Consider the following 21701-nt stretch of genomic DNA (forward strand, 5'->3'; position numbering starts at 1 on the left):
AGGAGATCCCGGGATGTCAGACAACGACCGCCCCGCACCCCCGACACCCGCGGACTTCACCTTCGACGCGCTGAGTCCGGTCGCCTTCCTCACGCGCGCTGCCGCGGTCTTTGCCGACCGGACCGCGATCGTCGACGGCGACCGGACGTTCACCTATGCCGAGCTCCATCGTCGAGCAGGCCGGTTGACGGCAGTGCTGGACGGACTGGGTGTGCGGCCGGGCGACCGGGTGGCCGCGCTGTGCAGCAACAGTCACGAGATGTTGGAGCTGCACAACGCGGTCCCAGGACTCGGTGCGGTGTTGGTGCCGTTGAACATCCGACTCTCCGAGGCGGAACTGACCTACATCGTGGAGCACAGCGGCGCGAGCCTGCTGGTGGCGACAGTCGAGTTCGCCGTGCCGGCCCGCGCGGTCGGCGCGACAGCGGGTATCCGGGTCCTGGTGTCGGGTGATGCCGACGATGAGTACGGGACGCTCCTCGACGTCGCACCGGAACCGGTGTGGCGTGAGGTGGACGAGCGCGGGCTACTGGCGATCAATTACACGTCGGGCACCACCGGGCGTCCCAAGGGGGTCATGTATCACCACCGGGGCGCGTACCTGCAGTCGCTCGCGATGGCCTACCACACCGGGATCGGACCGGCCTCCAACTATCTGTGGACGCTGCCGATGTTCCATTGTGACGGTTGGTGTTTCCCGTGGGCCGTCACCGCCGTCGGCGCCACCCACGTGTGCCTCCGCGGGATCGACACCGCGCAGATCTGGCGCCACCTCACCCACGACGGCATCACGCATTTCAGCGCCGCACCGACGGTATTGACGATGATCGCCGAGGACGCGGCCGCTGCCCCGCTCGATCGCACCGTGGAAGCGACGACCGGCGGCGCCCCGCCCTCTCCGGCGCTTTTGGCGCGGATGTCCGATCTCGGCATCGAGGTCACCCACCTCTACGGACTGACCGAGACGTTCGGGCCGATAGCCGTGAACCAGTGGCAGCCCGAGTGGAACACCGGTACTCCCGAGGAGCGCGCAAACCTGAAGGCACGACAAGGGATCGGCAACATCGCGGCCGGCGTGGTTCGGGTGGTGACACCGGAGGGGGACGACGTCCCGACGGACGGCAGCACCCAGGGCGAGCTCGTGGCGCGGGGCAACAACGTGATGCTCGGCTACTACCGCGATCCCGAGGCCACCGCAGCGGCCACGGTGAACGGCTGGCTGCGTACCGGCGACATCGCGGTCATGCACCCCGACGGATACGCCGAGATCCGGGACCGCAGCAAGGACGTCATCATCTCCGGCGGCGAGAACATCGCGTCGGTGGAGGTCGAGCGTGTTCTCGACAGTCACCCCGACGTCGTCGAGTCGGCCGTGGTCGGGCGCACCGACGAGCGCTGGGGTGAGGTGCCGATCGCCTACGTGAGCGTTCGCGCGGGCGGGGAGGTGGAGGCGGACGAACTTATCGAATTCGCGCGGGAACGGCTGGCGCGGTTCAAGGTTCCGAAGGAGATCGTCTTCGCCGAGCTGCCCAAGACCTCGACGGGAAAGATCCAGAAGACGGTGCTGCGGGAGCGACACGAGGAGCAAGCCGGCCGGCGCGACGATGCGTAATATGACAACTGTCAATTAATTGACTGTTGCACATCATGTGACTCGCCTCTACTGTCACTTTCATGCCGAGCCAGGTCCCGATCGACGTCGGCGTCGATCGCCGCGTTCGTCGTTCGCGCGCCGCGTTGTTCGCCGCCGCGGTGCGGCTGGTATCCGAACGTGGATCAAGCTCGGTCTCGCTCACCGAGCTGGCCGAAGCCGCCGATCTCAGCCGCCAGGCCGTGTATTCGCACTTCTGCGACCGGGATTCGGTGATCGTGGCGGCGGGAATCGATCTGATCGAGCGTGAACTGTTTCCTGCGCTGAACGAGTGCGGCGACGGCGCTTGGGGCGAGATGACGCTTTTGGCCACACGCCACCTGGCGCAGTACCGCGCCTACTATCGGGCGCTGGGTACCGGGCCGTGTGCGTATCCGGCGAAACAGGCGGTTCTCGCGGCAGTCGGGTCGCTGCACAATCAGATTGGTGGGCAGGCGGTCCGAGATTTCGAGGGCGACGATGCGGTGACGTTCGTCGTCGGAGGATGCTTCGATCTCTTCACTCGGTGGCTGGACGAGGGAGACGATCGTCTCGACCCAGAGGCGATGGCCGATCGTCTACTCGCATTGGCCGGGCAGTTGTTCAGTGGCGACCTCGCCGATTCGGTCAGACGCCCATGACGATCACAGGAGGACGGCAATGTCCGGATACACGCGGGTGAGAGCAATGTGCGTACTCATCGCGACCATGGTGGCGATGGTGACCACCTGTTCCGCCGTCTCCGCGGCCCCGGCCGCCAGGTCCGGCGGCGCCGTGGGGCCGGTGCCGTCGGCCGGATGTCGGACGGCCCCTACGCCACCCGGAACATCTCTCCACGGCTTCTCCGTCGTCGGGCGATCCGGTGACTACCTACAAGAGGTTCCCCGCGTTGCGCCCCGCGTCCCGATGCCGGTGGTGTTCGACGTCCACGGCTACCTGCAGCCGGGAGTTCTGCAGGACGCCTGGAGTGGGATGGGCGCCTACGGATCCAGCCACGGGTTCGCCGTGATCACACCGGAAACCCATGTGCTACCGCCGAAATGGGACTACGGCAAAGATGGCGTGGACATCGGCTTCTTGTCCGCGATGCTGACCCACGTCGAGCGGACCCTCTGTGTCGACAAGCGGCGCGTGTACATGACCGGACTGTCGATGGGAGCGTTCACCGCCTCATCGGTCGCCTGTCAGCTCGCGGATCGTTTCGCCGCAGTGGCGCCGGTCTCGGGTCTCCAGAACTTCGCCTGGTGTCGTCCGTCCCGACACGTTCCGGTGGTCGCCTTCCACGGAACGGGCGACGAGATCCTCTCCTACTCCGGCGGGGTCGGCGCTCGTGGCAAGCTCCTGCCGTCCACCGACGGCTCGGCGCGAACCATCGGTCAGCAACGCCGCGACGACGCACGTCCGCGACTGATGCCGAACACGGAAAGCATTCCCGCCCAGACTCATGCCTGGGCGCGGCGCAATGCTTGCGCAGAACGACCGACCACCCGGAAGGTCACTCACGATGTTTCTCGGACGTCGTATTCGTGCGCACCCGACAGTTCGGTGGAGCTCTACACGATCATCGGGGGCGGCCACAATTGGCCCGGTGGCGATCCGGCACTTGCGGCCACCGCGATCACCGGTCCGATCACCTCGTCGATCAGCGCCACCGCCATCATCTGGGACTTCTTCCGTAAGCATCCGCTGACCGGCGCGTTGCACGCCTGAGGTCAGCGTCGCTCTCCGAGCGCGCGCAGATACACCGACGCCCAGGTCCGAAACGGCCGCCACAATTCGGAGACTTCCGCGACCGAGCGGTCGGGCCCGTACCGCTCGGCGACCTCGGCGGCCAGCCGCCGTTCATGGGTGGGAACCGCATCCGGCGCATTCGCCCCGCGCAACACGATCAGCTCGGCGGCAAACGGTCCGATTCCGGTGATCGATCGGACCGAGTCCATCGCATCCTCCGGCGTCATCGACCGCAGCCGTGCGGTGTCGAGTCGGCCGTCGAGCGCGGCATCTGCCACCGCGTGGAGGTACTCGGCCTTGCGTCCGGGGAGGTCGAGGTGGAGGGCGGCCAGACGCTCGGGTGCCGGAAATGCTCCGTCGTCTCCATGATCGGCGATGACGCGCTGTCGGAGATGCGCGGCTTGTTCGACGCGAATGCGTTGCGACAGCACCGCCCATGCCGCCGCCTCGTACGCCGAGTGGAATCCGCAGGGCCGCAGACCGGGCAACGCGTGCTGCGCACGGCCGATCACCTCGTCCCGTTCGCCGATCCCGGGCCACTGCTGGGCGTCGACGTCGAGCGCGAGGAACCGTGCGGCCTGCTCCGCCGCCGATTCGAGATCGCCGTCGCCCTCCAGCGACAGTTCGGCAACCGTGTCACGCTGGATGACCGCGAGATGAGCCGTCGACCAGTCGCCGTCGACCCGGAACACCGTCGACAGCGTTCCGGGTCTCTGCTCGGCGGTGAGGGCGGCCGGTGCGAAGCCCTCCCAGAACTCACGGCTGGTGTCCAGCGACCACGGGCCGAGGACCTCATGTCGCACGGTGTGTGTGCTCATGGCGAACCGATCTGTCGAGTGACGATGGTTTGACGGTACGTCCGAGGTCACCGGACGCTGGGTAGCGGCACTCCCTTCGCGGCGAAGTCGTTGACTTGACCTGGCGACACGGGCTTCCAGCCGCTCTTGCCAAAGATGTGGATGCCGTTGATGTCGGCTCCCTTGAGGGTCTGTGCCTCGTACTCGTAGTGGTAGTGCACCGCGACGCCGCGCCCGCCGATCGTGGTCACCGGATACGACTTGTCGGGTACCGCCCGAACGACACGCAACCGGATCTGAGAGCGGCCCTGGATGTCGACCGCGGCTCCCGGGCGTCCGGGGTTGACTCTGCCGCCGGCGCCCGGTGCGGTGTTCGGCTCCGAGCCCTGCGGCAGGGGGACGCCGACACCGTTGTTGGTCAGCGGGTTCGGCGTGATCAGGTTCTTCGAGAATGTACCTGTAGCACCATCGTTGGCGTCTGGGTCGATGACGCGGGCGGTGGTCCGAGGGTCACCGCCCGCGGGCATGTTGTCGAGGTCGAAGACACGAGTGGTGCCGCTGTGTCTGGAACCCACCGCGCAGCCGTGTGGGCAGTTCTCGGTGGTGATCGCCGAACCGGGCAGGGAGGGACTACCCGGGATGCTCCGGGCATCGACATACGGGCCACTCGGCTCTGACGGTGTTGACGGCTCTGCTGGTGCTGACGGCTTTGCTGGTGCGGACGGCTCCGAGGGTGCGGGTGTCTCGGCGGGCGGCTGCGTGGTGGGCGCTGTCGGTGACGGTGACGGTATCTGCGGTGACTGTGTCTGGGGTGTCGCCGGCTCCGATTCTGGCGCCGAATGTTCGGAAGGACTTGCTGTCGAGGGGGATTGGCCCTGATCCTGAGGCGAGGCGTCGGCGTGCGGTGGTGTCCGGTCCCCGCCACCAGGCGTGATCGGTGCTATCTGATTACCGATATCGCCCGGCGTGAACTTGTGGGGGCTACGGTCGGGCTCCGCGCCCACGCGCGGATGATTGTCGTTGTTGTTACCGCCGGGAACGCTCTTGTGCGGACTGCGATCCGGTTCGGCGCCGTGCCGAACGTGGTTGTCGTTGTTGGTGCCGCCCGGCGTGCTCTTGTGCGGGCCGCGATCCGGCTCGGCCGACGCCGTGGCGGCCGGTGCGCCGACCACAATTGCGGCGGCAACCAGGATCGCTGACAGCCTGTGGGCGTGTGTGATCATGCCTACTCCTTGGGTGGCAGGTGTGCTGATGGGTTCCGGGCTCACGGTAGCCACGGATGCAGCGTCAGAGGTAGGGCTCCTATTCGCGTGAACGACCGTTCAGGTGAACGACCCGGGTGCGAACTCAGTAGTCCGGGTCGGGTCCGGCATTGTTGCGTTTGCGGTTCCGAGAGCGCTCGGCCCGTCGTCGGGCGTGTTTGTTCGCCGCCCGGGTGCCGGTACGGACGGGACGGTGTTCGGGTGGCAACGATGGCGGCGGGGCCTTGGCCGGAGGGGATTCGAAGCGGATCCGGCGCAGCCCGGGAAACAGGTCTTCGTTGGTCTCGGCTTCACCAGGGATGTCCAGGCCCTCGGGAGTGATGAATTCGGTGGTGAGACGGCCACTCTCGTCGCGATACTGGTCGTCGAGCCAGCTTCCGAAGGTCTTGAGCAGGTGGCCGGGCCGGCATTTGGCATTCAGGTTCTCCGACGTCGTCTGACCGCCACCCTCGGGATGGGTGTGGTCGTACTCGGTGACGTGGTCGAGATCGCAGTCGAATGCCGAGGTGGCGCAGCCGGGCTCGGCGCAGTAGCCGTCGCGCAGGCGGGTGTGCGTGTCCAGCGCGGTCGATGGTCGATACGGGTCGGCCGGTTGGTGTGCGGGCAAGGTGAAACTGCCGTCGGCGTTCGCATCGGTGCCGGGCGGGACCAGGAACGAGATCTTCGTGTCCGGACGAGCAGCGATGTCTCGGACATGCTCGTCGGAGATGACGCCGTGGCCGTCGAGGAAGCCGGGGTTCTCGGCCGTGCCGGCGAGGGTGCCCTCGTCGCACACCACGTGCAGGACGATCCTCGTGTCGACCGGAGGGAGCGTGCCCGGTTCAGGAATCTGTGCGATGCAATCGTCACGGCCGCACTGGCACTCGAATGTCGCCCCCGACAGCAACGCGAACATGGCATCGGACATGCGTTGCGGTCTCGTCCTGCCGTCATGCTCACAGGCCGCATCAGCCAGGGCGGCGACCGCGGCGGCGGCGATGCGCACGTTCTCGGCAGCCATGATCCCGGTGATCTCGGCGACCCCGTCGCCTCGACTCTCGGTCCACACGCCTCGGGCGTCGAGAGCCTCTTTCCGGCGTTCACGCACGCTGTTGGGGTCGTGGCGGAAGATGATCCGATCGACCATGTCGCGCAACCGCTTCTTCGACCATGTCCCCTTGCGCCGTCGCAGCAGATCCGCGACCGACGCGTCGATGACTGGCGCGAAGGACTGGTCGTCGAGGAGGTCGGTGCGCGATATGATCACCTTCGCCTGCCATGGTGCGATCAGCCCATCACGTAGACATTCGAAGACCTCGGGCAGCCTGTCCCGCAGGGCGACCGCCTCATTCAGCAGGACCTCCGCGTCGTGGCGGGTCATGTTTCGAAGTTTCGCGATCCGGGATGCGCAGTCGGCGAAACCATCCACGATGAAGCCGTCGGATCTCTCACGTGCGGCGACCAGACGGTCGAACATGACTGCAACCGAGGCATATTCGCAGTAGGCGAGGTAGGACCGACCATGATCGATATCGACCAAGCCGAGCAGCAGGTCGTTGATCGGTTCCTCATCCGGATATGACGGATCGATGCCACCGACGAACGCGGCGGGCAGTTCCTGCCACGACACCGACGATGAGAACACGACGAGCCTTCCAGAGTTGCGGACACGACCACAGGACCCTCGTCGTCATCAACCCTGGTGCCGCGAATCAACCGCCGCGCCGAACTTCGCTCATCGTCTTCGATCCTGCTGAAACCAACCTATAACGAGGCACCGACAAGTTTCGATCACTCGCCGGTGATCGACCGACAAGAAGGAGAATCATGATTGCCGTGCTCGATCCGGGTCGCTCACCACGCCCATCTCGCTGATCAAGCACTGTGCTGCCGCCGAGGGCGACAGCAGCTTCCTGGTTGCCGATGACGTGGCACTCGACGACACCGCCGAACACCACCTGATCGGCGCCGTGAACCTGCGGTTTGCCTACCTGGGATTGATCAGCGACGTCGCTCGGCATGCCGGCCATGCCGACATCCTCGTCGAGCAGATCCGAGCGAGCGACCGGCGCCCCGATGAGTGAGCCGCCACGACCTCGACTTCGTTCACGGGTGCTCGGCGTGCAGAGTCGGCAAGGTGTATCGGCCGGTCGCGATCGCCTCGTCGCCGCCGTAGGCCCGCACGATCACGGTGAACGGGCCGTCCGGCGCCGGCAGCCAATTGGCCTGCGCAGCTATATCATCGGGCCTCTCATGCGAGATGTGCAATGTGAGGGACCCGTCGTCGGCATAGACGATGCCGGGCGTGCGGTCGCCGATGGAGTAGCGATCGATGGGATTTGCGACCAGGAGTCGTTCGGGGAGGCGGTACATGGTGGCCGACCAGAAAAACTTCACCTTCGGCAGAGCGTCGGGGCCGAAGGTGACGGTGTGGACCGTCGACCCGTCGGGCAGCTTTCCATCGGAGTCCTTCAGCCACCCGGCGTACCATGCCTCACTCGCCGGAAGACCGTAGATACCCTTGGCGGCCGCCATGTTTCGCTTGGTGTACTCACCGGCCATCTCGTCGTGAGTGCCGAAGATCCCGATCGACGACGCGAGCTGGTCGGCATTCAGTTGGAGATCGGCTTTCGCCTCTGCCATCCCGGCGGTGAGCTCTGCCCGCTCGTCCTCGGACAACGATTCGAGGCTGAACTCTCCGGAGCCGTCGAGCCCGATCCCGGCCATGCGATCGCGAACGGCTCGATCCTCGTCGAGTACCGGACAGAACTGGAGGAGGAAGTCGAGCAGATGGAAGAATTCCGTGGTCTGGGTGAACTTCTCCTCATCCCATGCCGGCCACGCAGGTGCTGCCGTGGGTGCCGGGGAGTCGCCACCGGAGAACGCACTCAGCGGCTCGACGCGATAGGAGCGCTGGATGGCGCTCATCGACTCGACCCCGTCGGGCATCAGGGAGGTGCGGGTGAGGCTCCCGACGAAGTCGGTGGCCGAGCGGATGACGCCGTCGATGCCCGGAGGGGTGTCACCCGCCCAGGACGGCCCTGCGATCAGGTACGAACCCGCGTTCGGTCCGGTGGTCACCGCACCGACGTAACCGGCGTAGATGGTGTACAGGTCGTGGAACGGCAGGATGTAGTACCGGTCGATGGCCGGCACCGTCACCACGTAGGGCTCGGCACGCAGGTCGAGCCACAACCATGAATACGGGGTGTCGTTGTTGGGGGTGACGATGTCGGTGTTCTCGGGGCGCGCAGGCTGCGGATAATGCCGGTACTCCCCGAAACCGCCGGTGTAGCGCGGATCGTTCACATCGACGGCCTGCGCGTAGAGGGTTCGGTAGTTCTCCACCATGGCGTATCCGAACGCGAAGGCATCCTTCGCGACCTGGCGGATCGACGACGTCGGCATCGAGAACTCCATCCTGTGCGGGACGTGGGCGTGCTTTCAGCATGCCCTACGCAACGACGACGACGTCACTTCTTTGTACGACGGCTCCCGCCATGCCAGTCCTCTTGCACGCCCACCTCGGCATCGGTCACGCCGAAGGCCGTCAGCTGAGGCTTCTCGCGAAGGCTACGTTTCAGTTCGGCGAAACCGGGGAAGCGGGCAAGACCGATCACATGGTCCCAGAGCGCCACGGCATCGTCGTCGCTCGGCAACCGGCTGATCACGGGCCCGAAGAACGCGACTCCGTCCGGTGGCTCGAACTGGATGATGGGCGTGCCCACGTCCCGCCCGGTCAGCGCCAGGGCCTCATCCGTCTCGGCCTGGATCTCGGCATCGAACGACGAATCGTCCAGCGCCGCAACGTGGTGGTCGGGCAGACCGAGTTCGGCGAGCACGGGACCGAGGAAGTCCGGGGTGCCACGGTGATCGCCACCGTCGACGGTGTACGTGCCGCTGTGGGTGTCGAAGATGCGGGTGCCGAACGCCGCATAGAGGGAATCGACCGCCGCCCGACCATGCTCACGCCGAACGCTTGCGGTGGCCCGCAGCAGTCGAAGGCCGGCCGTGTGACCGGCCTCGTACTCCGGCGGGAAATGTGCGTCGTAGTCGATATGGGCGTTGAGCCGGCGCAGCGAGATGAACCGCCAGTCGACGGTGTAGTCGCGCTGTGCCCGCACCTTGCGGACCCACTTGCTGGTCATCCAGGCGAACGGGCACACCGGGTCGAAGTAGAAGTTGATGTCGGCATCGGCCATCGAAGTCATCTCTTTCGGTTGCGGTCCTGTCATCCACGATAACGCCGATCACCGCGCGGTCGGGTCGGCCTCCAATCGGGCCAGAACGGCGTCGAGATCCTGCCGCGACCACCACCCACCGTCGCGGACCACCCCGGCGACGTCGTGTAGTGCGGTGTGGTCGATGAGTGGATCTCGGTCGAGTAGAACGAGGTCCGCATTGAATCCGGCCGCGACCCGACCATGAGTGTCGCCCCGGCCGAAGAACCGTGCCGGCTCCGACGTCGCCATCTGCAGGATCTTCAGCGGCGTCAGCCCGGCGGAGGCGAGGTGGTCGAACTCGTCGTGCAGCGCGAAGCCGGGAATCACCCAGCCCGCCCCATTCGCGTCGGTGCCCGCGATCATCGGCACGCCGGCCTCGGCGAACACCTTCGTCATCCGCAACTGGGCTTCCCAATGGTCACGCAGCGCGGCGCGAGTCGCCTCGGGGAGCTTGTCGAATCGGTGTGTCGCCTTGCGCCATCGTTTGATCTCGGCCGCGTCGATGTACTTCAGGCGCGGATCATGTTGGTGTTCGGTAGCATCGGGAAACTGCTGGGTGTGTAGGCGGATCAGTGTCGGACACTGCCAGGTCTCGTGTTCGATGAACAGCGCAGCGAGCTCTGCCGCCTTGTCAGCGTCGAAGGTGTCGTCGGCGCGGGTGAGTTCCGCGGCGGCCGTGGGAGAGGTGCGTGTCGCCGGATTCACCACCAGTCGCGCGATCAGCTTGCCGACGATCCGATCCATACCCGGGATCTTCACGCCCGGTATCCGGATCTGTTTCGGTGGCACCGCTCGGATCTCCGCTTCGCAGCACGAGGTGGCCGCAAAGACCGTCGGTCCGGGACCCAGGTGCTCGATGCAGCGCATTCCCCCGTGCGCGGCGTCACGGGGATCGACGTCGCCGGGAAGATGACCCGCCAGCGGGATCCCCAGGCGGGTGGCCTCGGTGAGCGCTGCGAGAAAGCCGTCATGCTGCGTCATCCCCGCCTTGATGAAGTCGGCGCCCTGCTCGTGCTGGGCGCGCACCTCGTCGGTGGCGGCCTCGGCAGTGGCGGCATTCATGGGAGTCAAGAGCATGCCGGGGGTGGCGAGTAGTTCCGGCGCGCCGGTCGGCGCCGGAAGTCGGCCCGCGGCGCGGTCGGCGAGCAGCGCGGGACTGCCCGACATCTGCCGGAACCCGACCACCCCGTTCGCGAGCATGAGTGCGTACGCGCCGGCGACGTCGTCGGGGGTGTTCAGCGCGTGGGCGTGACCGTCGATGAAACCGGGTACGACGAATCGACCGCTGCCGTCCACGCTCTCGACATCGCGGACCTCGTCTTGGGCGGCGTCGATCAACGCGATCTTCCCTGCTGTGATCCGGATGTCGCGATGCGGGACGAGGGTGCCGCCGAGGACGTCGACGACGGTGACGTCGCGGATGACGAACGAGTCCCGGATCGCGGGTGTGGTGACGTAGTGCGTCATGATTCCGGGGTTCTCCTCAAGAGGGTGACCGCGTTGTCGGCAACCCGCGTGCGCCAGGGATCGTCGGCGTCCGGCCAGTTGTCGTCCAACTGCTTGGCCAGCAGGTCGACAGCAAAGGCCGGGGTGAAGCAGTAGTCGCTGCCGTAGAGCAGATGGTCGGTACCGAATCGACGAGTGAATGCACCCAGCTGATCGGGTATCGGGGCGCCGGCCAGATCGAACCATAGGCTTTCCCAACCGAGATCGCCGTCGACGTCGGCGGAGACCAACCCGGCCAGGCGGAACAGTTCGACGCGACTGAGCATCGTCGGCAACACGGCGCCGCAATGCGGGACCACGAACCGGATGTCGGGATGACGAAGCAGCACGCCGGCTGTGGCGAGATGGACGATCGTGCGCGTGGTGTCGAAGAGATACTCGAGCAGCGGTGCGGGGTAGCCGGTCAGCGTCGGATCGAAACCTGGTGGCGCGGTCGGGTGGACGAACACCACCGCCTTCTGCGCGGCCAATTCCTGCCACAGTGGTTCGAGGGCCGGAGCGCCCAGATACACACCGTGCGCGTTGGACTCGATACCCACACCCACACGGCCGGGGACGTCCCGGGTTCGTCGGGCCTCGTTGATCGCGCCGTCGACGTCCGGCAGGGGGAGTGTGGCGAAATACTCGAACCGGTTGGGATGATCGTGATGGAGACCGTGCATGAAATCGTTGACCGCGACGGCCAGCGAACCTGCCGCCGCATCATCGCCGAAATGCACTCCGGGAGAGGAGATCGACAGTACGGATCGGTCGATGCCGACCTGATCCATCATCGCGAGATGGTCCTGGACAGACCATTCCGGCCACGCAGGCATCGCGTCGGGCGTGATGTGTCCGGCGGTCTTCGCGGCGTCGACGTACCAGTCCGGTAGGACGTGGGCGTGGACGTCGACGAGTTCACCGCTCACCGGAAACTCCTGTCCGGTCTGCGTATTTCGCGAAGTAGCGCAGAGCGTCCGGATCATCGACGGTGTCGACGCCGGTGACCTGCATCAGCGGTCGTCCCCGGATCAGGCGTTTCACCGGGACCTCCAACTTCTTGCCGGTGCGCGTGTGCGGGATGGCAGGCACCTCGATGATGTCATCTGGGACGTGGCGTGGCGATGCCTTCGATCGAATCGCGTCACCGATCCGTCTGCGTAGGTCGTCATCGAGGACGCCGCCATCGGCCATCACCACGAACAGCGGCATCCAGTAGCCCGACCCCTCGAGCTCGGCTCCCACGACGAGAGACTCACGGATCTCGGGGAAGTCCTCGACGACGTCGTAGATGTCGGCACTGCCGAGCCGGACACCCTGACGATTCAGCGTGGCATCCGACCGGCCGGAGATGACGAGGCTGCCGCGCTCGGTGACCGTCACCCAGTCGCCGTGGCGCCAGATACCCGGATAGACATCGAAATACGCGTCCCGATAGCGGCTTCCGTCCGGATCGTTCCAGAACGCCACCGGCATCGACGGCATCGGAGTGGCGATCACCAATTCGCCGACCTCGCCGACGACCGATCGACCGTCGGTGTCCCACGCCTGCAGGTCGACACCGAGTAACGGCGCCGAGATCTCCCCCGGCCAGACCGGCGTGGTGGGGGCGCTGCCGGCGAATCCGCTGACCACATCGGTGCCGCCACTGGTGGACGCCACCTGGACATGAGCACCGAGTTCGTCGTGCACCCAGTGATAACTCTGCGCGGGCAGCGGTGCACCGGTGCAGCCGATGGCTCGCAACGCGGACAGATCGAAGGCGGTGGCGGGACGGAGACCTGCCTTGGCGCTTCCCGCCAGGTAGCCCGGGCTGACACCGAGAACCGAGACGCGGTGGTCGGCGGTGATCTCCCATAACCGTTCGGGTCCTGGGTGATTGGGGCTGCCGTCGTAGAGGACGATGGTGGCCCCGACCAACAGTCCGGATACCACCATGTTCCACATCATCCAGTTGGTGGTGGTGTACCAGAAGAACCGCTCACCGGGCCGGAGATCGTTGTGGAGCCCGAGCAGCTTCAGGTGGTCGATCACCACGCCGCCGTGTGAGTGGACGATGCCCTTCGGTACACCCGTCGTCCCCGACGAAAAGAGCACCCACAGTGGATCGTTGAATTCGACGCGGACGAACTCGGGTTCGGCGGGGTCGGAGACGACGTCGTCCCAGTCGGCCACGCCCGGGGTGTCGGTGGCATCGGGCCAGGAGCCGAGAATCGGCACCTGTAGCACCGCCCGCAGTGTGGGCACCGAAGCTCGCAGTTGCTCGACCTCGGCCCGCCGGTCATGCGCCTTCCCGTTCCAGCGGTACCCGTCCGCCGCGATCAGGACGGTCGGTTCGAGCTGGCCGAGCCGGGCCGCGGCACCCGCGGCGCCGTAGTCCTGTCCGCAACCCGACCAGATCGCGCCGATCCCGGTGGTGGCCAGCAACGCGACGACGGGATGAACGGAGTTCGGCAGGTATCCGACGACTCGATCGCCCCGACCGACGCCTTGTGTCCGCAACCATCGCTGCAACGATCCGACCATGCCGCGCAACCCATCCCAGGTGACCTCCGAAGTGGTACCCGCCTCGTCCACCGCAATGATGGCGATCTCGGTGCCGTCGTCGGTACCGTGGCGTCGTAACGCGTGTTCGGCGTAGTTGATTCGCGCACCGGGAAACCATCGGGCGCCTGGCATCGTCGAATCCGGTAAGGCGACGTCCGGAACGTCGTCGGCCTGCACGTCGAAGAAGTCCATGACCGCCGACCAGAAGTCTCCGACCTGCTCGGTCGAGTAGGTCCACAGATCGTGGTAGGTCGGGTGGTCGACGCCGGTCTGTGCGGAGACGAACTCGGCGAACCGGGCGATCTGGGTGTTCGCGGAGTCGTCGGAGGGTTGCCAGATCGGGGTGATGTCGGGGGTCATGGGATCCTCGTGTTGTGCGGGAGGGGTTTCGATACGCGGCAGGCTCGCTGCGCTCGCTCGTCGCTACTCAACCGGCGGGTAGGGGCTCAGCCAGCGGCGGCGGCATTTCCGCCGATCGAGTGGCCCGGAGCGCCAGCGGAGGGCGTATCGAGATCAGACAGCGCTGTGCACGCCGGACATCAGCGCACCGAGGTCCTCCGGTGCCAGGAACGACGGGGGCGGTGGCGGGCCCCAGCTGAACAGACCCTTGGCCCCTTCGAACACCTCGGGCGTCCACAGCTGGTCGTCGACGATGGAGTCCATGTCGGAGTAGTACTCGCTGAAGTTGCCTGCCGGATCCTTGAGGTACCAGAAGAAGTTGGAGCCTGCGTGATGACGGCCCAGACCCCAGACGTGACGATCGGGATCGGCCTCGAGCATGCGCGTCGCGCCGCGACCGATGTCGTCGACGTCGTCGAGCTGCCACGACGTGTGGTGCAGGAAACTGACCGGCGCCTGCTGCACCAGGACGTTGTGATGGTCGGTGGAGCAGCGCAGGAACGCGGCCAGGCCCTTGACCTCGTCGCTGACCTTGAATCCGAGGCCGTGGTTGAAGAAACGCTGCGTCACAGCATGATCGGTACTGCCGATGACGGCGTGACCGAGCTTGCGGGGCTTGACCGGATTCTCCCGGAGGATGCCCGGCGCTCGGCAGGTCTTGCGCTCGAGACGGCCCGGCCCGTTGTAGGGCGTCGGCTCCACATGGGTCTGGGTGATCCGGGGCTGCACCTCGACCACGGCACGCAGGCCGGTGGCCTGCTCGGTCGCCGCGATGCTGGTGGCCGTCCGGTCGAACGGGATGCCCAGCCCGTTCAGATTGTGGGCGATCTGGTCGATGTCGTCGGGGCTGTCGGCGCCGACGGTGAGTCCGATCAGCCGACGCGACGGCGCATCGAGGATCCGGAGTTGGCGCCCGCCGTCGACCGTTGACAGCCAACCGTCAGCTTCCTCGGTGAGGCCGAACTCCGAGTAATAGGAACGGGTTTCCGCGACGTTCGGCACACCCACGGTGACCGAGGCGAGACGATGCAAGCTCATGATGATGCTTCCTGGGAGGTTGCGGAGACGAAGGTCTGGTGGAGTTCACCGATGCCGGAGATCCAGCTGTCGAGACGTTCGCCCGGCGCGAGGAAACGTTTGGGATCGCGCCCGGCGCCGACCCCGGATGGGGTACCGGTGAAGATCACGTCGCCCGGATAGAGGGTCACGTTGCGCGACAAGGTCGCGACCAGTTGGGAGACCGAGAAGATCAGCTCGCGGGTGCGGCCCTTCTGCATGTCCTCACCGTCGATGGTGCAGCCGAGTTCGAGGTCGTCACGGTCGGCGAGCTCGTCCGGTGTGACCAGCCACGGTCCCTGCGGAGAGAATCCAGGGAAGGACTTGCCGAGACCGAACTGCGGTGCCGGACCACGGGTCTGGGTGATCCGTTCACTGATGTCCTGCCCTACCGTCAGCCTGGCGACGTGATCCCAGGCGTCGCTCTCGGCGATGTCGGTGGCCTCGCGACCGATGATCGCGACGAGTTCAACCTCCCAGTCGACCGCGCCGTTCTCGGGGATGACGACGGTGGTGTCGGGGCCGGAGAAGCTGGACACGTACTTGGTGAAGACCGGCGGCAGGTGTGTCGGCGACTCGAAACCGGATTCGGCGGCATGCTCGTCGTAGTTCAGGCCGACGGCGAACACCTGACGCGGCCGGGGTGACGGCGCGCCGAGGCGGGCGCGGTCGATGGGCGAGATGTCCGCGGACGAGACGTCGAAAGAGGCTGCCCAATCGGCGAGTTCGGACCATCGGTCATAGACGGATACCAGGTCGGGCCCGAAGCGTCCGTCGGACGCGGTGGCGATGTCGATACCCTGTTCGGCGCCGGAATCCCCGGTCACCAGGACCGCACGGTCGTCGTGGTTGGCAATACGCATGAGTGAGTTCTCCTTTGGTGGTATCGGGTCAGACCATCGGGGTGATCGGCTCTTCGACCCCGAGAAGGGCCTTGCCGTAGACCTCGTAGCTGACGGCCGGCGCGACGATGGCATGCCGGGCTCCGGTGGCCGAGTCGCGCCAGATCCGTTGCAGAGGGCTGACTTCCGCGAAAGACCCGGCACCGTGGGCGGAGAGCAGAATGTCGATGGCGCGGGTGATGCACTCGGCGACGTAACCTGTGTCGGACCGGACCCTGGCCCGGGCCAGGTAGTCGGGGTACTCGCCACTGGCTGCCGCAGCATCGATGTCGTCGGCGGCACGATAGGCGTGCAGGTGGGCGGTGTCGATCAATCGAGCTGCTTCGGCGATCTGCAGCTGGAAGGCGGTGGACTCCTTCTGCGAGGTGAAGAAGGTGTAGGAGATGGGTTTCTTCGGCGCTTTCTCGATGACGAAATCGAGTGCTGCCCGGCCCATTCCGAGCTGCGGTCCGACGAGCACCAGCGCGAGTACCGGTACGAGTGCGGAGCGGTAGAGCACCTCGTCGGTGTGCTCGGTGGCATAGTTGCCGACGAGGGCCGGCGGCACACTCATCACACGGTGGTCGGGTACGAAGATGTCGTCGGCGATGAGGCAGTTGCTGCCGGACGAGCGCATCCCGGCGACGAACCAGGTCTCCTCGAATTCCATGTCCTCGCGTGGGATCAGGGCAGTTCCCTGGTCGATCACATTCCCGTCGGCGTCGGTGATCGGGATGCCCATCGCGGCCCAGGTGGCGTGCCACGATCCGGAGTTGTAGAACCACTTGCCGGTGACCCGATAGCCGCCCTCGACCTTGCGGGTCTCGGCGGTGGGGGCCAGCACCCCGGACACCTTGGCGTCGGGATCGGCACCGAACACCTCGTCCTGTGCCTTCTCCGACATGAGGCCCACGAGCCAGTTGCAGACATTGGTGAGGGTGACCACCCACGATGTGCCGCCGTCGGCCTCGGCTACGGCTGCCGACACATCCATCATGGTGCGCATCGACGTCTCGTACCCTCCGTACCGCTTGGGGACCGAGATCCGGAACAGGCCGGCGTCGGTGAGCGCCTGGATGCTCTCCTCCACGACGCGGCGGTCCTGCTCACCCTGGGCGGCGTTACGCGCCAGCAGTGGCTTCAACGCATGCGCTCGAGCGACGAGTTCGGCGGCGGTCGGGACCTCGGCCGGGGTCGGGTCCTCGGTGGGTGCGGTGGGTGCGGTGGCTGTGGTGGTCATACTCGTCTCCTGATGTCGTGAATGGAAGTGGATCGGGCGGCGGTGAATCAGCTTGCGCAGGCGGTTATCTGATCGATGATGGCTGGCCGGCTGCGAACAGCGAAATGCGAGTGGGTACCAAAGGTCCGGTGTCCGTAGACAAGTGGTGGCCGGTGGGTGGATGCGGCATCGGTGACGGCGCCGATGAGCAGCAGGTGATCGCCTGCCTCGACGGTCTGGAACAGCTCGCAGGCCGCCCAGCCGGCCACCTCGTCAAGACGCGGCAGCTCGCCGGCGAGGGTCCACGGTGTAACGGCGAAGCGATCCGCGGCGCGGGAGGCGAAGGTCATCGCGACGTCATCCTGAGCCGAGTTGAGGATGTTCACGCCGAACCTCCCGGTGTCGAGGATGCGGGCCAGCAGACTCGAACGATGGTCGAGCGCGATGGACAGGAGTGCGGGGCGCAGGGAGAGCGAGGCCAGCGAGCTCACTGTGGCGCCGTGCGGACCGTCGGTGTCAGCGGTCGTGACGACCGTGACGGGTGCACATACCCCTGCCATCAGATCGCGGAACTGTTGATCGAGCATCGCCCGGCACCTCCAAATAAACATGATTAATTACTTGGATCACAGCCTGCGTGTGACACGGGTCACTTGTCAAGGAAATTCGTCAGATTCATCATGATTAATTACGGAAGCGGGCCGAGACCGTGAATAGTCGCAGTTCAGCTGCGGTGTCAGGAAGCGGATGCGACTGATTCGGGCCGCAGGATCATCGTCGGATCGGTGCGACGCAGTGCGGCAACGGCCGCATCGGCGTCTCGCGCGGTGAGCGCGCCGACCAGATCCTCGACGGCCTGAGCGAGCCCGCCGAGGTACACCGGGACTTGTTCGCGGGCCGCGTCCAGGTGGGCCTGCAGGTGTGAGGTACCGACGTCCATGATGCTGAGGTAGAGGCTGTTGAGAAGTTGGCTGCTGCCGATGCCGGCGAAGTATTCGTGCACGTTCCAGGCAGCCCAGACGAAGCCGGACAGATCACCGGAGGCGCGGGTTCGGCGGACATCGGTCAACCGTTCGTCGAGGGCACGCAGGTCGTCGTCGGTGAGAGCGCTCATGACCTCGGTCACGAGCAGGGGTGCGAGTGCGTCTCGGATCTGAATCGACTCGGGCAGAGACGAACTGTCCGCCGCAGCCGCACGAAACCAGCCGTTCATCCGCGAGAGCGGCGAGGGATCGGTCGCGAAGATGCCGCCACCCGGGCCCGGTCGTGAGGTGATGACGCCGCGTTCCTGGGCGAGCTTGATGGCCTCGTTGACCGTGCCGACCGACACCTCGCAGATACCGCGGATGTCGTCCTTGCTGCCGATTCGCTCGCCTGCGGGAAGTCCGGCTGCCAGGCGGGCGATCTGATTGGCGGCCAGCTCGGCCCGCGACAACCCGATTGTGACGGTCCCCGGCAGGCTGATGGGGCGCTGCCACATCTCCGGCGCGTAGGCCGGGATGTCGGGTGGCCCCTGGTCGGGGATGTCGGCGGGCACGTGTCGATGGTAACGCGAATCCATCATGATCAATCGTGGAGTCACCACGGGGTGGGCGTGCGACCGCCGCTCAGCGTGCGTCGATCTGTGCCAGGCCCCGCCGAATCGTCTCCTCCACCTCGCCGACGTTCTCCCGATGTCGCTGCGCGGCAGCATGTTCGTTCATCTCTTTGGCCGATCGAACGAGCGTCTCAGGGCAGCAAGATCGCCTTGAACACCCCTGGTATCCGGCCCCAACCCGGGTGAGCGGCGTAATGCGTGAGCGCCTTCGACGCCGAGGTGTTGGCCTTGGAGGTGACCAGCCAGGGCATCGGCGGTGCCATCGACGCCTCTCCGCCCAGCCACGAGCGTGGGAACGGGCGGAACGGTCCGTTCACCACCACCCGTTCGGGGCCGGCGATCAGCCGGGCGTTGTGGACAACACCGATACCGCTGCCCACGTCGTCGAGTGTGTTGCCCGGGAAGGCGCCCCACGGCATCACCGGGGCGAGGTATCCCGTGGCCGACCAGCAGTTGATCCCGATGGTGCCGTAACGCAGATCGGCGATCGCTTCGGTGAAAGCAGGCCCCATCGCCTTCCGATCATGCGGGGCGACAATGAGACTGGCGCCGAGAGTGCCCACGAGGCGGTCATTGGCGAACCGAACCGCATTGCGCAGGAAGTCGGCTCCGACTCCGGGAATAGTGGTGTGACCCAGTACGGGCGAGAAGTACTCGGTCCGGTAGAGCTCGTCCGACGTCGAATCGCCCACCTCGATCAGCATCCGGCCACCGTGACGTTCGGCGCCGGGATACGCGTGGTGGGCCCGGGCCATGTTGCGGTCACTGCCCGGATACCAGTTGCCTCGCGGAGGCAGGCTGTCGAAGACCTTCCGGATCGCGTCGAGGAACTGCGCGCGTTGCGGCCAGGCCGAACTCATGATCATGGCCTGACCGGCGATGCAGTTGTGGCCGCTGTTCTGCAGCTTCTGCGTCGCGACGTTCTCGGCCTGGTAGGTGAGGTCGGCGTCGGACCATTTTCCGGGTACGACGATGATGGGCGAGACACCGCCGAGTTCACTGGTGATCGGTTTCGCCATCAATGGTGTGTGGGCCGCGCGCCGGTGCTCGCCCTCGGTGCCGCGACCCCAGACGATGGCATCGTGGGTGGATGCGCTGCCGGTGATGTGGACATGTCCGATCTGCGGATGGCTGGTGATGTACTCACCGACATCGCCCTCGCCGTTGATGATTCGTAGGATGTCATGCCGGATCAGCGGAGCGAAAGCCTTCTCGTACACCGGTAGTAGTTCGGCGAAGGTCGGATTCAGCTTGAGTAGGCTGACGCGGTTGTGGGCGACGAGTTGGTACAGGGCATCGAGTGGTCCGATGAGTGTGGCATTGCCTGCGCCCAGGACCAGACCGACGCCGCCACTCTCGGTGGGACGTCGTGGGGCGAGCCCGGCCGTCGCGCGCACCTCGTCGATCCCGACACCCGGCGGCATCCAGATCTCGCCGATGAAACCGTTGAGCAGCAACGCTTCCTGCGCGCCATGTGGCAACACCTCGAGGGTGATCCGCCCGCCGGGTGCCCGGCCGACCGGTACTCCGTCGACCGGGTTGCCGCCCCTGGCCAGAGTGGTCAGGGTCTGCGCCGTCGCGGTGAGGGTCGCCATGGTGATGTAAGGGCCGACGAGCCACTCTTCGCCGTGTACCGATGGTGGGGTCTGTTTGATCCGGATCGCCGTGTCGGCCCACTCGGCCGCGTTGTCGCGCACGGTGTCACGGGTCCGGAGAAGGAGCGTTGCGCGTTCGTGAAGCGCCATCGACGCCCACGCGTTCGCCCCGCGTCCGAGCTCGTCGATCAGTCGGTCGAGCTCCGTGTGATCCACGGGATGCGAAATGGTGGTCATACTCACCAAGTGTGACACCGCATGATGTGAACGAGGAGTAGTTTTCGCATCATTTGTGCAGGAAGGTCGGGTTTTCGGCCGTTCCGACGACATGACGTACTCGCGGACTATGAGATGACGTCTGCGTCGATCGTGAGGACCACGAAGAGCGGATCTGTCACGATGGCCGCGGGTGTGCCGGCCTCGACGTCGACATAGGCTCGGAGACCCGGCATGACCGGCCGGCTGATGCTCACCTGTCCGACCTCACCTCGGACGACCGATCGCGGTACCCCCTCGCCGCCGTTGATGTCCAGGTCTGGATCGGACAGATCGACGCTCAGTCGTTCCCCGCGCGCAGGGACGGTGGTGCCGAAGATCTCCGCCGGGCCGGTGAGATGCACTGTACGGACGGCACGCTCGCGGGCGGCACGGTACTCGGCGACCTCGTCGGGGCCGGGCTCGGTGATGGTGTCGATGGCGAGCCCGACGACCACGCCGCCGACGGATCGAACCTCGCCGGTGCGGTCATCCTCGGCCGCCGAGTGCGGGTGCCGTTCTGCCGCAGTGACACTGGTGTACTCCCGGGAGCCCGATACGAGGTGCCACTCGTCTCCCGCGCGCCGGGCGAGGGTCGAGGTTTCATACACCGCGGTGATGGTGGCGACGACCTCGGGGCGAACGGGTGCGGTCTCATGCCACGACATGGACAGCATCAGCGCTCGGCCTCGCGGATCATCGAGGTCCGGTGCCCAGTGTGCCGAGCCACCGGGAAAGCGGATCAGGTCGAGATCGCTGTCCCAGGATGTCGGCGCCGGCACCAGAAACCGATGGTCCGGATCTGCCGGAAACGCGGACAGGCTACCGGTGACCTGTGCGCCCTGGGTGGGAGTGGTGCCGCAGCAGCCGTACTCCCAGGACGAGATGTGCGCGTAGACGGGATCGTGTGGAGGAGAGGCCAAGATGATCACGAATTGCATCGGGAGGTGGACGGCCGCGGCACGAACGCCCCGGGTCCCGATGTACCTGTCGGTCCAGGCTAGGCCGACTGCCTCGACTCGGCAAGATGCAGATTGGCTGTTCA

The 21701-nt window shown here is 66.1% G+C and carries 19 protein-coding genes; 4 read left to right on the top strand and 15 right to left on the bottom strand.

Annotated features, from left to right (window positions below; all coding sequences use genetic code 11):
* The first annotated feature begins 13 nt into the window (after positions 1-13).
* From ACLQ3I_RS05850 to ACLQ3I_RS05860, 3 genes are all read left to right on the top strand, one after another.
* Entirely contained in the window at positions 14-1612 is a 1599-nt protein-coding gene (locus ACLQ3I_RS05850) for a long-chain-fatty-acid--CoA ligase (protein ID WP_425800524.1), read from the top strand.
* 62 nt (positions 1613-1674) lie between these two features.
* The gene (locus ACLQ3I_RS05855; RefSeq protein WP_425793418.1) at positions 1675-2271 is read left to right on the top strand and encodes a TetR/AcrR family transcriptional regulator; all 597 of its coding nucleotides are present in this window, start codon (positions 1675-1677) and stop codon (positions 2269-2271) included.
* 19 nt (positions 2272-2290) lie between these two features.
* A complete protein-coding gene (locus tag ACLQ3I_RS05860) occupies positions 2291-3340 on the top strand; it encodes an alpha/beta hydrolase family esterase (protein ID WP_425800526.1) in 1050 nt (349 codons plus the stop codon).
* A gap of 2 nt (positions 3341-3342) precedes the next feature.
* Here ACLQ3I_RS05860 and ACLQ3I_RS05865 read toward each other — a convergent pair whose 3' ends face one another.
* The 3 genes from ACLQ3I_RS05865 to ACLQ3I_RS05875 form a co-directional block, all read right to left on the bottom strand.
* Positions 3343-4179, bottom strand: a complete 837-nt coding sequence (locus tag ACLQ3I_RS05865; RefSeq protein ID WP_425800528.1) for a DNA-3-methyladenine glycosylase family protein — start codon at positions 4177-4179, stop codon at positions 3343-3345.
* Positions 4180-4226: 47 nt separating this feature from the next.
* Positions 4227-4733 carry a hypothetical protein gene (locus tag ACLQ3I_RS05870; protein WP_425793423.1) on the bottom strand — a complete coding sequence of 169 codons (507 nt, stop codon included), beginning with the start codon at positions 4731-4733 and terminating at the stop codon, positions 4227-4229.
* 772 nt (positions 4734-5505) lie between these two features.
* On the bottom strand, positions 5506-7044 hold the full coding sequence (locus ACLQ3I_RS05875) for a DUF222 domain-containing protein (protein ID WP_425800531.1): 1539 nt from the start codon (positions 7042-7044) through the stop codon (positions 5506-5508).
* A 283-nt stretch (positions 7045-7327) separates the two neighbouring features.
* Between ACLQ3I_RS05875 and ACLQ3I_RS05880 the strand changes: the two genes are divergently transcribed.
* Positions 7328-7483: a DUF664 domain-containing protein gene (locus tag ACLQ3I_RS05880; protein ID WP_425800533.1), complete on the top strand. Its 156-nt coding sequence runs from the start codon at positions 7328-7330 to the stop codon at positions 7481-7483.
* Positions 7484-7505: 22 nt separating this feature from the next.
* Here ACLQ3I_RS05880 and ACLQ3I_RS05885 read toward each other — a convergent pair whose 3' ends face one another.
* The 12 genes from ACLQ3I_RS05885 to ACLQ3I_RS05940 all read right to left on the bottom strand — a co-directional run bounded on the left by ACLQ3I_RS05885 (position 7506) and on the right by ACLQ3I_RS05940 (position 21588).
* Entirely contained in the window at positions 7506-8807 is a 1302-nt protein-coding gene (locus ACLQ3I_RS05885; RefSeq protein WP_425800535.1) for a DUF1254 domain-containing protein, read from the bottom strand.
* A gap of 65 nt (positions 8808-8872) precedes the next feature.
* A complete protein-coding gene (locus tag ACLQ3I_RS05890) occupies positions 8873-9601 on the bottom strand; it encodes a hypothetical protein (RefSeq protein WP_425800742.1) in 729 nt (242 codons plus the stop codon).
* Between the two features lie 48 nt (positions 9602-9649).
* Entirely contained in the window at positions 9650-11089 is a 1440-nt protein-coding gene (locus ACLQ3I_RS05895; RefSeq protein WP_425800537.1) for an amidohydrolase family protein, read from the bottom strand.
* Entirely contained in the window at positions 11086-12036 is a 951-nt protein-coding gene (locus ACLQ3I_RS05900) for an amidohydrolase family protein (protein ID WP_425800539.1), read from the bottom strand. Before ACLQ3I_RS05900 ends, ACLQ3I_RS05895 begins: the two co-directional genes overlap by 4 nt.
* Positions 12026-14014 carry an acetoacetate--CoA ligase gene (locus tag ACLQ3I_RS05905; protein ID WP_425800541.1) on the bottom strand — a complete coding sequence of 663 codons (1989 nt, stop codon included), beginning with the start codon at positions 14012-14014 and terminating at the stop codon, positions 12026-12028. Before ACLQ3I_RS05905 ends, ACLQ3I_RS05900 begins: the two co-directional genes overlap by 11 nt.
* 153 nt (positions 14015-14167) lie before the next feature.
* A complete protein-coding gene (locus ACLQ3I_RS05910; RefSeq protein ID WP_425800543.1) occupies positions 14168-15091 on the bottom strand; it encodes a VOC family protein in 924 nt (307 codons plus the stop codon).
* Complete coding sequence (locus ACLQ3I_RS05915; protein ID WP_425800545.1) at positions 15088-15972, bottom strand: fumarylacetoacetate hydrolase family protein; 885 nt, start codon at positions 15970-15972, stop codon at positions 15088-15090. The genes ACLQ3I_RS05910 and ACLQ3I_RS05915 overlap by 4 nt, the downstream gene beginning before the upstream one ends.
* Positions 15973-16000: 28 nt before the next feature.
* Complete coding sequence (locus tag ACLQ3I_RS05920; protein WP_425793436.1) at positions 16001-17230, bottom strand: acyl-CoA dehydrogenase family protein; 1230 nt, start codon at positions 17228-17230, stop codon at positions 16001-16003.
* 47 nt (positions 17231-17277) lie between these two features.
* Positions 17278-17796: a flavin reductase family protein gene (locus tag ACLQ3I_RS05925; RefSeq protein WP_425800547.1), complete on the bottom strand. Its 519-nt coding sequence runs from the start codon at positions 17794-17796 to the stop codon at positions 17278-17280.
* 149 nt (positions 17797-17945) lie between these two features.
* Entirely contained in the window at positions 17946-18746 is an 801-nt protein-coding gene (locus ACLQ3I_RS05930) for a FadR/GntR family transcriptional regulator (protein ID WP_425800549.1), read from the bottom strand.
* Between the two features lie 191 nt (positions 18747-18937).
* Positions 18938-20638, bottom strand: a complete 1701-nt coding sequence (locus ACLQ3I_RS05935) for an aldehyde dehydrogenase family protein (RefSeq protein ID WP_425800551.1) — start codon at positions 20636-20638, stop codon at positions 18938-18940.
* Between the two features lie 107 nt (positions 20639-20745).
* Positions 20746-21588: a DUF6578 domain-containing protein gene (locus tag ACLQ3I_RS05940; RefSeq protein ID WP_425800553.1), complete on the bottom strand. Its 843-nt coding sequence runs from the start codon at positions 21586-21588 to the stop codon at positions 20746-20748.
* Between the last annotated feature and the right edge of the window lie 113 nt (positions 21589-21701).

Origin of the sequence: Gordonia sp. DT101, assembly GCF_049844895.1 — a bacterium.
Lineage (GTDB): Bacteria > Actinomycetota > Actinomycetes > Mycobacteriales > Mycobacteriaceae > Gordonia.